We start from the raw sequence: 13,877 nt of genomic DNA, 5'->3' as shown, positions 1-13,877 counted from the left end.
CTATTAATAAGAATGTTTAATTTTTAATATATATATTATGCAAATTCCAACTATTGTAGGAGCAGGATTGATTGTTATCGGAGCAGGTTTAGGTATTGGTAGAATTGGTGGTTCAGCAATGGACGCTATTGCTCGTCAACCAGAAGCTTCTGGAAAAATCCAAACAGCTATGCTTATCGCAGCTGCACTTATTGAAGGTATTGGTTTCGCTGCGTTATTCGCATCTTAATTAAAGCTTAAAAAACAATAGTTGCAACGGTTGGTTGTGACTATTGTTTTTAAAATTAAAACATTAAAAATTGCGATTAAGCAATTCATACTTTAAAATTTATAATTAGATATAATGGATAAGTTAATAAATGATTTTTCGTTTGGTTTGTTTATTTGGCAAATAGTAATATTTGTTGGATTGATATTCATGTTAAAAAAATTCGCTTGGAAACCAATTCTTGATGCAGTTAATGATAGAGAAGAAGGAATTAAAAATGCATTACTTTCTGCTGAAAATGCTAGAAAAGAAATGCAAAATCTTCAAGCTGACAACCAACGTATTTTGCAAGAAGCAAGATTAGAGCGTGACAACATGCTTAAAGATGCTCGTGAAATGAAAGAAAAAATGGTTGCTGATGCTAAAAGCGAAGCGCAAGTTCAAGGTCTGAAAATGATCGAACAAGCGAAAGCAGCAATTGAAAGTGAAAAAAATGCAGCAATGGCTGAATTGAAATTACAAGTTTCAACGTTATCATTGAGTATCGCAGAAAAAATATTGAAAGACGAATTATCTAACAAAGAAGCTCAAACTAAATTAGTTGAGAAAATGTTAGGTGACGTAAAGTTAAACTAACAATTATGGCAAGTACAAGAGCAGCAATTCGTTATGCAAAAGCAATTCTAGACTTAGCAAACTCAAAAGGTGTTGCCGAAGTTGTAAATAACGACATGAAATCTATTGCTTCGACAATTAATGGTAATTTGGAATTGAGTACTTTTATTCAAAATCCGACCATGAAAGTGGAAGTGAAAGAGAAAGCACTGTTAGAAGTTTTTGCAGGTATCAATGGTGTAACTCAAGGGTTGTTTCATTTGTTATTTGAAAACAAAAGATTCGAAATTCTAGAAGCAATTGCAATAGAATACAGTAAATTATCTGACATTATGAATGGTGTTGAAGTAGCTCAGGTTACTACAGCGATTCCTATGGATGCAGCATTAGAAGCACAAGTTTTGGCTAAAATTGCAACATTATCGGATAAAAAAATTACAATAGAAAATATAGTAGATGCTTCAATCATTGGAGGATTTATTCTAAGAATAGGCGACAAGCAATACAATGCTTCAGTAGCCAACAGATTACAAGTATTAAAAAGAGAGTTAAGTAATTAGTTTTATTGCACATTTAAGTGTCTAAATTATAAATTAAGATGGCGGAAATCAAACCTGCTGAAATTTCAGCAATATTAAGAAAGCAAGTAGAAGGTTTTGAATCTGGTGCTACACTAGAAGAAGTAGGAACAGTACTTCAAGTTGGAGATGGTATTGCTCGTGTTTACGGGCTTTCTAATGTTCAATATGGAGAGTTAGTTGAATTTGACAATGGATTAGAAGCTATTGTTTTGAATCTTGAAGAAGACAATGTAGGTGTGGTACTTTTAGGACCATCTACAGGAATCAAAGAAGGTTCAACGGCAAAAAGAACGCAACGTATTGCTTCTCTTAAAGTAGGAGAACAAATGGTAGGTCGTGTAGTAAACACCCTTGGTTTTCCAATTGATGGAAAAGGACCAATTGGTGGAGATTTATACGAAATGCCTTTGGAAAGAAAAGCTCCTGGAGTTATCTTCCGTCAACCAGTTACTGAGCCATTACAAACAGGTATCAAAGCAGTAGATGCTATGATTCCAGTTGGTCGTGGACAACGTGAGCTAGTTATTGGTGACCGTCAAACAGGTAAATCAACTGTTTGTATCGATACCATCTTAAATCAAAAAGAATTTTACGATGCTGGGAAACCAGTATTCTGTATATATGTTGCAATTGGACAAAAAGCGTCAACTGTAGCAGGAATTGCTAAAATGTTAGAAGAAAAAGGAGCAATGGCGTACACCATTATTGTTGCTGCTAATGCTTCTGATCCAGCTCCAATGCAAGTTTATGCTCCTTTCGCAGGTGCTGCAATTGGAGAATATTTTAGAGATTCAGGTCGTCCGGCTTTAATTGTTTATGATGATTTATCTAAACAAGCTGTTGCATACCGTGAGGTTTCTCTTTTATTAAGAAGACCACCGGGACGTGAAGCATATCCTGGAGACGTTTTCTACTTACATAGTAGATTATTAGAGCGTGCTTGTAAAGTAATTGCAGATGATGGAATTGCTAAAGACATGAACGATTTACCAGATTCATTGAAATCAATTGTAAAAGGGGGTGGTTCTCTTACTGCTTTACCAATTATTGAAACTCAAGCTGGTGACGTTTCTGCATATATCCCAACAAACGTAATTTCGATTACAGATGGTCAAATTTTCTTGGATGGAGATTTGTTTAACTCTGGGGTTCGTCCAGCAATTAACGTAGGTATTTCGGTATCTCGTGTTGGAGGAAATGCACAAATTAAATCAATGAAAAAAGTAGCAGGTACTTTAAAACTAGATCAAGCACAATTCCGTGAATTGGAAGCGTTTGCTAAATTTGGTTCTGATTTAGATGCCGTTACTTTAAATGTAATTGAAAAAGGAAAAAGAAACGTTGAGATCTTGAAACAAGGTTTGAACGATCCTTATACTGTTGAAGATCAAGTTGCGATTATCTATGCTGGTTCTAAAAACTTATTGAGAAATGTTCCTGTGAACAAAGTAAGAGAATTTGAGAAAGATTTCTTGGAGTTCTTGAACAATAAACACAGAGCTACTCTTGATGCGTTGAAAGCAGGAAAATTAACAGACGAAATTACAGATGTAATCGAAACTGTAGCAAAAGAATTATCAGCAAAATATAACTAATTTAGTGAAAAGTGAAAAGTGAGTAGTTTTGGCTATTCACTTTTCACGACTCACTCTTCACTACAAATAAAATGGCAAATTTAAAGGAAATCCGTAATAGAATTACTTCCGTTTCATCTACGATGCAAATTACATCGGCAATGAAAATGGTTTCTGCAGCAAAGCTAAAGAAAGCACAAGATGCAATCACAGCAATGCGCCCTTATGCCGAAAAATTAACGGAATTATTGCAAAATCTTTCTGCTACACTTGAAGGTGATGCAGGTGGAGAGTTTACTACACAACGTGAGATCAAGAAAGTATTACTAGTTGTAGTAACTTCAAATAGAGGTTTAGCAGGTGCTTTTAATACCAATGCAATTAAAGAAGCTAAAAACCGTGCTGAATTTTACGCAGGAAAGCAAGTGGATATTTTTGCTATCGGTAAAAAAGGAAACGATGTTTTGAGTAAAACACTTTCAGTGGTTGACAATCAAAGCGCTATTTTTGACGATTTAACTTTTGATAATGTAGCTAAGATTTCAGATATGTTGACTGAGAAATTCGTTTCTGGTGAATACGATAAAATTGAGTTGATTTACAACCAATTTAAAAATGCTGCGACACAAATCGTTCAAACCGAACAATTTTTGCCATTAGCACCAATAAAATCGGATGTTCCAGTTTCAACAGGAGATTATATTTTTGAGCCTTCAAAAGAAGAAATAGTGTTGACTTTGATTCCAAAATCATTAAAAACACAATTGTACAAAGGAATTCGCGATTCATTTGCTTCCGAGCACGGAGCGCGTATGACGGCAATGCACAAAGCAACTGATAATGCAACGGAGTTGAGAAATCAATTGAAATTAACGTATAACAAAGCACGTCAGGCTTCTATTACTAATGAAATCTTAGAGATTGTTGGTGGAGCTGAAGCATTGAACGGATAAGAAAAATTTATTCAAATATATAAAGAGCCACGCATTGCGTGGCTCTTTTTTTGCTTAATTTTATAGTTTAAAACAATACTAGGAAGAATGCAATTAGAAATTAGAGAACTGACCACAGTAGAGGAAATGCTTGCTAACATTAAAGTAATGCGTTTTCTATATCCTACATTTACTTTAGAAAAATACGAATCGTATCTGGTCGAAATGATTCCGCATAATTACAAGCAAGTAGCCGTTTTTGAAAATGAGGTTTGTGTGGCGGTTACTGGATTTTGGTCTGGAACAAAACTTTGGTCTGGAAAATACATAGAGATTGATAATTTTATTGTTCATCCGGATCATCGTTCTAAAGGGTTGGGCAAAATGATGACGGATTATGTTGATGCGAAAGCCAAAGAAACTGGATGTACAATGATTGTTTTGGATGCTTTTACCGGAAATTTTACCGCTCATCGTTTTTACTATAACCAAGGATATGTCCCAAAAGGATTTCATTTTCTTAAAATTTTAAACGAAGAAGGATTAAGCTAAATAATAAAAGTATGAAAGGGTATAAAACAGTTGTTTTCTTATTTATAATTGCAATTAGCCTGACATTTTGTGCCATGAAACAAGAATTTCAAACGGAATTTCCTCAAGAAATACAATCTGCTTTTTATCGGAAAATGAAAGACGGTAAGGAAAATGGGGGAACTCATTTTTATATCGAATTCAAAAAACCGCTTGAGGCAAACATCAAACTGGAGAAAATCTATTTTCACAATCAAGAATCTCCCGTTGAAGAAATCACTAAAAACACCTTTGTAGCACATTTTCACAAAGAAAATAAAAAAGAAGATTTGATTCTGCACAGAGATCCTGCCAAAGAATATGGAAACAAAGCGCCGGTTATTCAAAAATCTAAATTTGATTTAAAACGCAACGAAGCAGTATTAGAATACAAGAAAGAGAATAAAATACAGTTTTTTAAAATAACAAATCTCATAGAAAAGCCATTAAGATAATTTTGGTGAAAATGAATCAGTTCTTGTCGTAGGTATTTCTGTTCCAAAACAAATATTCACTTCAGATGATTAAACCAAAGAATTCGTTATTTTTGTTTTTATAAACAGTAATAGACACATCATTTTGGGATTATATAAAAATCTTTTTAAACAGACTGCCATTTATGGATTGGCTACGGTCATACCAAGAATGTTCAGCTTTATATTGGTTCCATTATACACAGATTTGCTTCCAAAAGCTGAATATGGGAAGGTTTCTATCATTTTTGCTTGGATGATCTTTTTTAATGTCATTCTTGCGTACGGATTTGAAACTGCTTTCTTTAGGTTTTATAATAAAGAAACAGACAAGAAATCAGTAGTGGAAACAACGTCCGTTTCGCTTTTTTGGACATCCATTTTGTTTTTATTCCTAGCCTTATTATTCCGAAATAAATTAGCCATTTGGTCTGGAATTGATGCACAATATATTACGTATACCATCTGGATTTTAGTCCTGGATGCCTTGGTGATTGTTCCTTTTTCTAAATTAAGAGTGAATCAGCAACCTGTAAAATATGCCCTAATCAAAATTGGAAATGTTGCCATCAATCTGGTTTTAAACCTTTTCTTTTTGAGTTATTTACCAGCAATTGCGCAATCAAATCCCGATAGTTTTTTAAGTTCTTTTTACTTAGAAGATTTTCAAATAGGTTATATTTTTGTGTCCAATATCGTTGCGAGCTTAGTTACATTCCTAATACTTTCCCCTAATTACCTTTTACTGAAATGGCAGTTTGACTACAAGCTTTGGAAGCGAATGATGCAGTATGGTTTGCCTATTATGGTTGCCGGAATCGCATTTGCCATCAACGAACAGTTCGACAAAATTTTGTTAGGGAAATTATTGCCTGCTAATATTGCTGAAGCCGAAGTAGGGGTTTATTCCGCTTGTTATAAACTTGGTTTGTTTATGGTTTTGTACCGTACGGCCTATACTTTAGGAATCGAACCTTTCTTTTTTAGCCACGCTGATAAGGAGGATGCACCTCAAACCTACGCCACGATTACAAAATATTTTGTCATTTTTGGATCTTTTATTTTACTGTCAGTAATTGTTTTTGCCGATGTTTTAAAATACATCATGATTCAGGATGAGTCGTATTGGGAAGCCATGAAAGTGGTCCCGTTAATCATTCTGGCTAACTTTTTCCTTGGTATTTACACGAATCTTTCCGTTTGGTACAAATTGATTGACAAAACCCATATTGGTGCCTATATTTCCATAGTAGGAGCCATAATCACACTCGGACTGAATTACCTTCTAATCCCAACAATGAGCTATTACGGCTCAGCAATTGCCACGATTGCGGCTTATGGTAGCATGATGTTTATCTCCTACTATTTTGGAAATAAATATTACCCCATTCCGTATGACACCAATAAAATTGCAATTTATTTGGTACTATCCATAGGATTTTCGGCAGTTTCATTTTATGGCTTCAGAGAAAATTATTATGTCGGAATCACATTACTGCTTGCATTTATGTATTTTATATACCACAATGAAAAAGAATTATTAACTAAAATTTTAAGCAGAAAAAAGAATTAGAATTTAATTTAAATTTTTAGGAGCTATTTCCTGCTATTCGTTGCAATCTTTTCCTTTTTAAAGAAAAAAGGAAAAGGATTTTCACTGCAAACGAAGTTCACAGAACTCCGCTGAAAAATAGAAATTAAGTGATGTAATCAGGGCTAAAAAAATAAACAATGACAATAAACATAATCAACAAATCACAACACGCCTTGCCAAACTATGAAACCATAGCTTCAGCAGGAATGGACTTAAGAGCCAACTTGATAGAATCCATAACATTAAAGCCACTAGAAAGAGCAATTGTAAAAACAGGTCTTTTCATAGAATTACCTATCGGTTATGAAGCACAAGTACGTCCAAGAAGTGGACTGGCTGCCAAAAAAGGAATTACAGTCCTAAATTCTCCAGGAACAGTAGATGCAGATTATCGAGGCGAAATTGGTGTGATTTTAGTAAATTTATCCAATGAAGATTTCGTTATTGAAAACGGAGAGCGCATCGCACAACTTATCATAGCAAAACACGAACGTGCAGAGTGGATCGAAGTGCAGGAACTAACAGAAACTTCCAGAGGCGAAGGTGGTTTTGGAAGTACAGGAGTAAAATAGTTTACAATATTCAGTCTCAGCTAGTAGTTCAAACTGAGCACAATCGAAGTGCTTTTAAAAAAATAAAAAATAAAACCTTGTGCACCTAGTGAAAACCTTGTGCACTTAGTGGTTAAATAAAAAATAAGATGAAAATAATTGTCCCAATGGCCGGTCGTGGTTCACGTCTTCGCCCACATACATTAACTATTCCTAAACCATTAATTCCTATCGCAGGAAAACCAATCGTTCACCGTCTGGTAGAAGATATTGCTGGCGTATTGAATCAAGATATTGAAGAAGTAGCCTTTATCATTCACGAAAGTTTTGGCAAAAAAGTAGAAGAGGAATTAATTGCTATCGCACAAAAATTAGGTGCCAAAGGAACTATTTATTATCAAAATGAAGCTTTAGGAACTGGTCATGCTATTATGTGTGCAAAAGATTCTTTGAGCGGACCCGCTGTTATTGCTTATGCAGATACTTTAATTCGTGCCGATTTCGATTTAGATCAAAATGCCGACAGTGTTATTTGGGTAAAACAAGTAGATCATCCGGAAGCTTTTGGTGTAATCAACTTAAACGAAGCGAATGAAATAGTCGAACTGGTGGAGAAACCAAAAGAATTTATTTCGGACCTTGCCGTTATTGGAATTTACTATTTTAAAGATGTTGCCGTTTTAAAAAACGAACTTCAATTAGTATTAGATAATAATATTATTCACGGTGGAGAATATCAAATTAACGACGGAATCAAGCAAATGATGGCAAAAGGCATGAAATTTGTTCCGGGTACAGTAGACGAGTGGATGGATTGTGGAAACAAAGACGTTACCGTAGAAACAAATTCCAGAATGCTAGGTTTCTTGCACAATGACGGAACACATTTAGTGGACTTTGATGTCAAGTTAGAAAATGCCACAATTATTCCGCCATGTTATATTGGGGAAGATGTGGTGTTGATAAACGCAACAGTTGGCCCTAATGTTTCTTTAGGAAAAGGATGTCATGTAGTAAACAGCAGTATTAAAAATAGTTTGGTACAAACGCACTCTCATATAAAAAATGCGAATTTAGATAATGCAATGATTGGTAATCATGCCAGTTTTGATGGTAACTTTACAAGCATCAGTATTGGTGATTATTCGGTTTTAGAATAAAAACGGTTCAATTCTTGTATGATTTAAAACAATTCAGGATTAAAACAACAGAATGAAAAAAAGCGCTTTAATACTTTTATTTCTGGTTTTGCACTGCAATTCAGCTTTGCTGTTGGCACAAACGGAACCCGAAGAAATTAAGCTCGATACTGATCAGTTTCAGGAATTTTTTTATGAATCATTGCTTCAAAAAGGAATCGAAAATTATGATAAAGCGGTAGTGGCTTTGGATAAATGCATTAAGATTAAACCGAATGATGCCGCTGTGTATTATGAATTAGGAAAAAATTATTTAGCATTAAAGGAATACAAAAACGCGTATTCCTCATTTGAAAAAGCCACACAAATTGATCCAAAAAACAAATGGTTCTGGGTGGGAATGTATGATGTGAGTTATGAAACCAGCAACTATAACCAGGCAATAGTAGTTATTAATAAACTGATAGAATTTGACGAGAAGTATAAAGAAGATTTGACATCGCTTTATATGGGAACCAAACAGTTTGACAAAGCATTGGACTTAATTAACGAGTTAAACGAAACATTTGGAAAAACGGACAGACGGGATTTATACAAAAGCCAGATTTTATCTGAAGGGAAATTTCAGAATTTAGAAGTTTCAAATTTGTTAGAGCAAATGGAAAAGAATCCAAAAGAAGAATCCAATTATATTAGTTTGATTTTTTTGTATTCTAAAAATAATGAAGAAGCAAAAGCTTTTGAAATTGTCAAAAAGCTGGAAAAAGCTTTGCCAAATTCCGAATGGGCCCAAGTGACGCTGTTCAAAAATTATTTGGATACTAATGACGGACCAAAAGCGATAAACGCCATGAATGTGGTTTTGGCCAGTGTCAAAATAGATTCTAAAATAAAGCACAGAATACTGAATGAGTTTTTAATTTTTGCAGATAAAAATCCTCAATACACAACTGATTTAGAGAAAGCGATTTCGTATTTCGATACTGACAAAGAAGTTAATGTAGCTAAGGAAATAGGGAAGTTTTATCATGCGAAAAAGCAATGGGTAAAAGCGATTAAGTATTATGAACAATCATTAAAAAACGGTTCAGGAGATGATATAGAGACCAATTTGCTTTTGCTTCAAACGTATGCAGAGACAAAGCAATTTGAATTAGTAGCCAAAAAAGCGTCGGCAATGGTGGATACTTTTCCAACACAACCCCAGTTTTATTACTATTCAGGCATGGCGAATAATCAATTGCAACAATTTAAAAAAGCCAAGGATATGCTGGAAATGGGCTTGGATTATTTAGTAGAAGACAGAGCATTAGAAATAAATTTCAACATCCAGTTGGGAGAAGCGTACAACGGGTTAGGGGATTTCAAGAAAAAAGAAATGTATTTTTCCAAAGCCAATCAATTATTAAAAGAAAAAAAATAATGAAAAGAATAGCAATAGTAGTATTAATAACTCTTTTTATGGTATCGTGTAAATCGAAAGCCATTGCCGTTGCAGCCAGTAATGCGCCAACAACGGAGGCGGGTTATATGACGTCCAAAAAAATCATAGAAAATCATTACAACAATAAAAATCAATTTTCTACATTATATATTAAGTCAAACGCCCGTTATGCTGACAACAAACAAACTCAGAATGTTACGGCTGAAATTAAGATCAAGAAGGATGAACAAATTTTGGTAAGCATCCGTTTTCTTGGAATCACAATGGCGAAAGCATTGATTACGCCAAAATCCGTTAACTATTATGAAAAAATAAACGGCAGTTATTTTGAAGGCGATTTTAGCAGTTTAAGTCAATGGCTGGGAACTGATTTGGATTACAGTAAAATTCAAAATATGTTATTGGGTGAAGCAATTGATGATTTGACGAAAGGGAAATATCTAGAATCATTATTGGAACAAACGTATCGATTAGATGATACTTCGAATACAAATACGAAAAAATCTTTCTTTTTGGATGCCGATAAGTTTTTGGTTAAAAAACAAGAAATCACTCAAACTGCCGAAGAGCGAATGATAAAAGTGTCTTATGCTGACAATATAGTATACAAGGAGGTAACTTTGCCTACAAGTGTTCAGATCAATACTTTTCAAAAGAAAGGCAATACCGAAATTAATCTGGATTACAACACGGTAACTTTCAATGAAGAACTTTCTTTTCCATATAGTGTTCCAAATGGGTACAAAAGAATTATAATTAAGTAAATTAGCAAAAATATTTTTTTAATATGCCAAAATTTCTCCTTAGCCTAATCTTTATCTGTATGACTTCATTATTATGGAGTCAGGAATCCCAACAAGAAAAATTAGAAGAACGTAAAGCTCAAATTCAAAAAGAAATTAGAGAAAATGAAAGGTTATTACAAACCGTAAAGAAAAAAGAAAAATCTGCGGTTAATGTAGTAGTGATTCAAAGCACTAAAATAAAACTTAAAGAAAAATTAATAAACACGACCGAAAAGCAAACTAAATTGCTTAGTAATGACATGTATATCAATCAAGTGCAAATCAATAAACTTAAGAAAGAATTGGCTGTACTTAAGGATGATTATGCTGAAATGATTGTAAAATCATATAAAAGCCGTTCAGCAGAAAGTCGTGCCATGTTCTTATTGTCTTCTGAGAATTTTTTACAAGCGTATAAAAGAGCGCAATATATGAAACAATATACTGGTTTCAGAAAAATGCAGGGTGAGGAAATAAAAACGAAGTCGAACAGGCTTACGGATTTTAATCAAAAACTGAACGTACAAAAAACAGCGAAACAAAAACTGATTGCTGAAAACGAAAAAGAACGACTGTCACTCGAAAAAGAGAAAAAAGAGCAATTGAAGTTGGTAAGTGTTATCAAAAAAGATAAGAATAAGATTTCCCAAGAAATTAGAAAAAGACAACAAGAGGCCAGAGCGATAGATAGTCAAATTAGAAGAATAATTCGTGAGGCTATTGCGGCTGCCAATAGAAAAGCGGCCTTAGAAAAAGCAAAAGCAAATCCGAGTGCTCCTGTTTCTAAAGCTGCGGTTTCATCATCAAAAATAGAATTAACTCCAGAATCTAAGATAATTGCAGACAATTTTAGAGCCAATAGAGGAAGGTTGCCTTATCCTGTAGAAAAGGGTTTCATCTCACTAGGATATGGCAATCAACCCCATCCACAGTTCAGCACAATAACGGTTCATAATAGCGGTGTTGAAATCACGACGGATCAAGGCGCGAATGCCAGAGCAGTTTTTGGCGGGGAAGTAACAAGTGTAATAATTTTGTCACCTGTAAACAAAGCCGTAACGATATTGCACGGGGATTACTTTACGGTGTACCAAAATTTAAGTTCAGTATCGGTCAGTAAAGGGGATAAAGTGAGCATTAAACAAAGCATTGGAAGAATAAAAACCAATGGAGATACTGGAAAAACAATTCTAAAGTTTATGATTTCTCAAAACGCAACGCTGATTAACCCCCAAAGTTGGTTGTCACCAAGATAAGAACGGATATTTCACATAAAAAAAAGCACTATTGTATTCCAAGGAATACAATAGTGCTTTTTTTATGAAAGGGATTTCTAGTTATGAAAGGCTTAGAAATAATGAAGAAAAGATTTTATTTGAAACCATTCATGAACAGCTGTGTTCTTAATTTTATTACAACTGATTTAATTTAGGAGAACCAATATCATTTGATTTTAAAACAGGGTAGGTTTGCCAGACTATTCGGTTTTATTAAAGGAAGAATTAATAGAGTTCATCATTCCTTCAGTAGTCCAAGTTCCGGAAACAATAATGCGTCTGATGGTGTACAATGGATCTACAGGATCTCTTTTGGTAGACAATATATAGGCCATTTTATAATCACTCTTTTTTATTTCAGGAATTGCCGCCGTATTCCATAAACCAAACGGATATGCAAAATCCGTTACCGGTTTTCCAATAATATCCTCCAGTTTTGCTTTAGGTTTTACCAATTGTGTATTCCAGTCGTCTCCTGCATATTTAGTTACCATATGATGGTCCCAAGTATGTGCGCCTACAATATGCCCGTTGTCAGATAAGCTTTTGATTTGCTCTTTACTCATATATCCAGGACGGTTAATAGAAACTGTCATTACAAAAAACACGCCTTTGAAACCGTATTTTTTCATTTCGGCTGCGCCAATGCTAAATTGTTCTCCTCTAGTATCATCAAAGGTTATCATAATAGGTTTTGCAGGTAATGGACCATCATAGACTAAATAGTCATACAATTGTTCGGGCAAAATAGTTTCGTAACCGGCATCGGCTAAGGCTTTCATTTGTTCTGCAAAAGCGGGAGGTTTTACGGTGTACACTTTTATGTTTCCACTTGCGCTGCTGCTAAAGTCTTTAATGTTATGATAGCATAAAATGGGGACTTCTTTTTTCGAAATAATGGTAGTGGCGTCTGCCATGACTTTTTTGGTCACGACTTTTTTTACTGGTGTTGTAATAAGAGGTGTTTCAGGAACTATTTTACGAGGTTCTGATTGACAGCCCACCAATAATATAAATCCACCAAAAATAAGACATAGAATATTTTTCATAAATCAAATAGTAATTATTGGTACTGAATGTAAATTGGTTTTGGAGTGAATTTTACTAACTCTTCCGGGCTGTACATTTTCCAATCCTTTTTATTGTCGTTTTTATAAAATAATTTAAAACCGGCAAACTGTACGGGTTCTCTATAAATATAACTCATATAAGAATCTTTTTTTAGTACCTTACTTCCAAAACCATCCATGTCCATTACGATTTGAACTTCAGGAACCTTTTTAATTTCTTTGTAATTTTTCACCATTCCTTGTGTGAAACGGTGTATTACAAGCACCTTTGGAGTCAACTTATTTTTGCGTACGATGTTTGCCAAAATGTCAATGGCGTCATTAATATCCGCGGCAGTAAAATGCCCAATTTTAGAACCCGGACGCTCTCCATTTTTCATCGAAAATTCGGGATCAATTCCTAAATGAACATTAGGCATGGACAGATAGTGTTCCAGTTCGGCTACTTCTGCTTTAACTGTGCTGTGTCCTACCTGAATGTCTAAAAAAACCAAGGCATTAATCGGTTTAGCCCAACTTATAATAGTGTCTATTTGTTTAAAAGGCATGCGCATGCGGTGCATGTTATTTTTTCCCGGAGCGCCTTGAGCGGTAACGGCAATGTAATGCAAAGCAGGAATTGCTTTAACAGTAGAATCAGCTGCTTGCCATTTGGCTATTTCGCCTTGTAGCTTTGCCAGCATTTGTTTTCGGGGAAGTTCACCCAATATCCCCATTCTTGTAGAATATAAATTTCCGTAATACGCAATAATCCGATTGTATGGTAATAATGCGCCAGGCAAAGGGTAAGGCGCTTTTACAGGCCATCTGCCGGTAGTGTCATTGTTGCTTAACGCCAACATTCTTTTGTTGAAGTCAACAGTATCAATTGTAAGGGTTGTAGTTTTTTCTGTGGTATCCGTTTTTACGGTATCCGATTTTTCTGTACCGGTTACAGCATCGGCTGCTTTCCCCTTTTCACAGGAAATATTTAAGAGCAGTAATGGAAGTGTAATAAATGCAATAGCTGATTTTTTCATAAATTAATTTTATTAATTTTCAATGTAAAGATAAAGTATTTTTAG

At 34.6% G+C, this 13,877-nt stretch carries 15 protein-coding genes; 13 read left to right on the top strand and 2 right to left on the bottom strand.

Features of this window, described 5'->3' with window-relative positions; all coding sequences use genetic code 11:
• The first annotated feature begins 37 nt into the window (after positions 1-37).
• From atpE to E0H99_RS02115, 13 genes are all read left to right on the top strand, one after another.
• A complete protein-coding gene (gene atpE / locus E0H99_RS02175; RefSeq protein WP_007136870.1) occupies positions 38-229 on the top strand; it encodes an ATP synthase F0 subunit C in 192 nt (63 codons plus the stop codon).
• A gap of 114 nt (positions 230-343) precedes the next feature.
• The gene (locus E0H99_RS02170; protein ID WP_131990735.1) at positions 344-844 is read left to right on the top strand and encodes a F0F1 ATP synthase subunit B; all 501 of its coding nucleotides are present in this window, start codon (positions 344-346) and stop codon (positions 842-844) included.
• A gap of 5 nt (positions 845-849) precedes the next feature.
• The gene (gene atpH, locus E0H99_RS02165; protein ID WP_131990733.1) at positions 850-1,383 is read left to right on the top strand and encodes an ATP synthase F1 subunit delta; all 534 of its coding nucleotides are present in this window, start codon (positions 850-852) and stop codon (positions 1,381-1,383) included.
• A gap of 38 nt (positions 1,384-1,421) precedes the next feature.
• Positions 1,422-2,999, top strand: a complete 1,578-nt coding sequence (atpA, locus tag E0H99_RS02160; protein ID WP_035669021.1) for a F0F1 ATP synthase subunit alpha — start codon at positions 1,422-1,424, stop codon at positions 2,997-2,999.
• A gap of 71 nt (positions 3,000-3,070) precedes the next feature.
• Positions 3,071-3,931, top strand: a complete 861-nt coding sequence (gene atpG, locus E0H99_RS02155; protein WP_131990731.1) for an ATP synthase F1 subunit gamma — start codon at positions 3,071-3,073, stop codon at positions 3,929-3,931.
• Positions 3,932-4,018: 87 nt separating this feature from the next.
• The gene (locus E0H99_RS02150) at positions 4,019-4,462 is read left to right on the top strand and encodes a GNAT family N-acetyltransferase (RefSeq protein WP_131990729.1); all 444 of its coding nucleotides are present in this window, start codon (positions 4,019-4,021) and stop codon (positions 4,460-4,462) included.
• A gap of 11 nt (positions 4,463-4,473) precedes the next feature.
• Positions 4,474-4,935 carry a hypothetical protein gene (locus tag E0H99_RS02145; RefSeq protein WP_131990727.1) on the top strand — a complete coding sequence of 154 codons (462 nt, stop codon included), beginning with the start codon at positions 4,474-4,476 and terminating at the stop codon, positions 4,933-4,935.
• 124 nt (positions 4,936-5,059) lie between these two features.
• Positions 5,060-6,526: a lipopolysaccharide biosynthesis protein gene (locus tag E0H99_RS02140; RefSeq protein WP_131990725.1), complete on the top strand. Its 1,467-nt coding sequence runs from the start codon at positions 5,060-5,062 to the stop codon at positions 6,524-6,526.
• A gap of 158 nt (positions 6,527-6,684) precedes the next feature.
• Complete coding sequence (gene dut / locus E0H99_RS02135) at positions 6,685-7,119, top strand: dUTP diphosphatase (protein ID WP_131990723.1); 435 nt, start codon at positions 6,685-6,687, stop codon at positions 7,117-7,119.
• 128 nt (positions 7,120-7,247) lie between these two features.
• Entirely contained in the window at positions 7,248-8,258 is a 1,011-nt protein-coding gene (locus tag E0H99_RS02130; RefSeq protein WP_131990721.1) for a sugar phosphate nucleotidyltransferase, read from the top strand.
• 52 nt (positions 8,259-8,310) lie between these two features.
• Positions 8,311-9,660: a tetratricopeptide repeat protein gene (locus E0H99_RS02125; protein WP_131990719.1), complete on the top strand. Its 1,350-nt coding sequence runs from the start codon at positions 8,311-8,313 to the stop codon at positions 9,658-9,660.
• Complete coding sequence (locus E0H99_RS02120) at positions 9,660-10,445, top strand: DUF4292 domain-containing protein (protein WP_131990717.1); 786 nt, start codon at positions 9,660-9,662, stop codon at positions 10,443-10,445. The genes E0H99_RS02125 and E0H99_RS02120 overlap by 1 nt, the downstream gene beginning before the upstream one ends.
• 59 nt (positions 10,446-10,504) lie before the next feature.
• Positions 10,505-11,722 (top strand): murein hydrolase activator EnvC family protein, encoded by a 1,218-nt coding sequence (locus E0H99_RS02115; protein WP_240723424.1) that lies wholly within the window; start codon positions 10,505-10,507, stop codon positions 11,720-11,722.
• 221 nt (positions 11,723-11,943) lie between these two features.
• On the opposite strand, the gene E0H99_RS02110 is transcribed toward E0H99_RS02115, so the two are convergent.
• Together E0H99_RS02110 and E0H99_RS02105 are read right to left on the bottom strand one after the other, a co-directional pair.
• Positions 11,944-12,792 carry a polysaccharide deacetylase family protein gene (locus E0H99_RS02110; RefSeq protein ID WP_131990713.1) on the bottom strand — a complete coding sequence of 283 codons (849 nt, stop codon included), beginning with the start codon at positions 12,790-12,792 and terminating at the stop codon, positions 11,944-11,946.
• A 14-nt stretch (positions 12,793-12,806) separates the two neighbouring features.
• Positions 12,807-13,832 (bottom strand): hypothetical protein, encoded by a 1,026-nt coding sequence (locus tag E0H99_RS02105; protein WP_131990711.1) that lies wholly within the window; start codon positions 13,830-13,832, stop codon positions 12,807-12,809.
• Positions 13,833-13,877: the final 45 nt, after the last annotated feature.

Origin of the sequence: Flavobacterium sp. GT3P67, from assembly GCF_004349155.1 — a bacterium.
Lineage (GTDB): Bacteria > Bacteroidota > Bacteroidia > Flavobacteriales > Flavobacteriaceae > Flavobacterium > Flavobacterium ranwuense.
The sequence above is the reverse complement of the archived record's forward strand: the minus strand, read 5'-3'. Positions and strand labels throughout refer to the sequence as shown.

Bases quoted from the DNA above. Each gene is read 5' to 3' on its own strand.
- atpE (WP_007136870.1), top strand. From the start codon at position 38: ATGCAAATTCCAACTATTGTAGGAGCAGGATTGATTGTTATCGGAGCA.
- E0H99_RS02170 (WP_131990735.1), top strand. From the start codon at position 344: ATGGATAAGTTAATAAATGATTTTTCGTTTGGTTTGTTTATTTGGCAA.
- atpH (WP_131990733.1), top strand. From the start codon at position 850: ATGGCAAGTACAAGAGCAGCAATTCGTTATGCAAAAGCAATTCTAGAC.
- atpA (WP_035669021.1), top strand. From the start codon at position 1,422: ATGGCGGAAATCAAACCTGCTGAAATTTCAGCAATATTAAGAAAGCAA.
- atpG (WP_131990731.1), top strand. From the start codon at position 3,071: ATGGCAAATTTAAAGGAAATCCGTAATAGAATTACTTCCGTTTCATCT.
- E0H99_RS02150 (WP_131990729.1), top strand. From the start codon at position 4,019: ATGCAATTAGAAATTAGAGAACTGACCACAGTAGAGGAAATGCTTGCT.
- E0H99_RS02145 (WP_131990727.1), top strand. From the start codon at position 4,474: ATGAAAGGGTATAAAACAGTTGTTTTCTTATTTATAATTGCAATTAGC.
- dut (WP_131990723.1), top strand. From the start codon at position 6,685: ATGACAATAAACATAATCAACAAATCACAACACGCCTTGCCAAACTAT.
- E0H99_RS02130 (WP_131990721.1), top strand. From the start codon at position 7,248: ATGAAAATAATTGTCCCAATGGCCGGTCGTGGTTCACGTCTTCGCCCA.
- E0H99_RS02125 (WP_131990719.1), top strand. From the start codon at position 8,311: ATGAAAAAAAGCGCTTTAATACTTTTATTTCTGGTTTTGCACTGCAAT.
- E0H99_RS02120 (WP_131990717.1), top strand. From the start codon at position 9,660: ATGAAAAGAATAGCAATAGTAGTATTAATAACTCTTTTTATGGTATCG.
- E0H99_RS02115 (WP_240723424.1), top strand. From the start codon at position 10,505: ATGACTTCATTATTATGGAGTCAGGAATCCCAACAAGAAAAATTAGAA.
- E0H99_RS02110 (WP_131990713.1), bottom strand. From the start codon at position 12,792: ATGAAAAATATTCTATGTCTTATTTTTGGTGGATTTATATTATTGGTG.
- E0H99_RS02105 (WP_131990711.1), bottom strand. From the start codon at position 13,832: ATGAAAAAATCAGCTATTGCATTTATTACACTTCCATTACTGCTCTTA.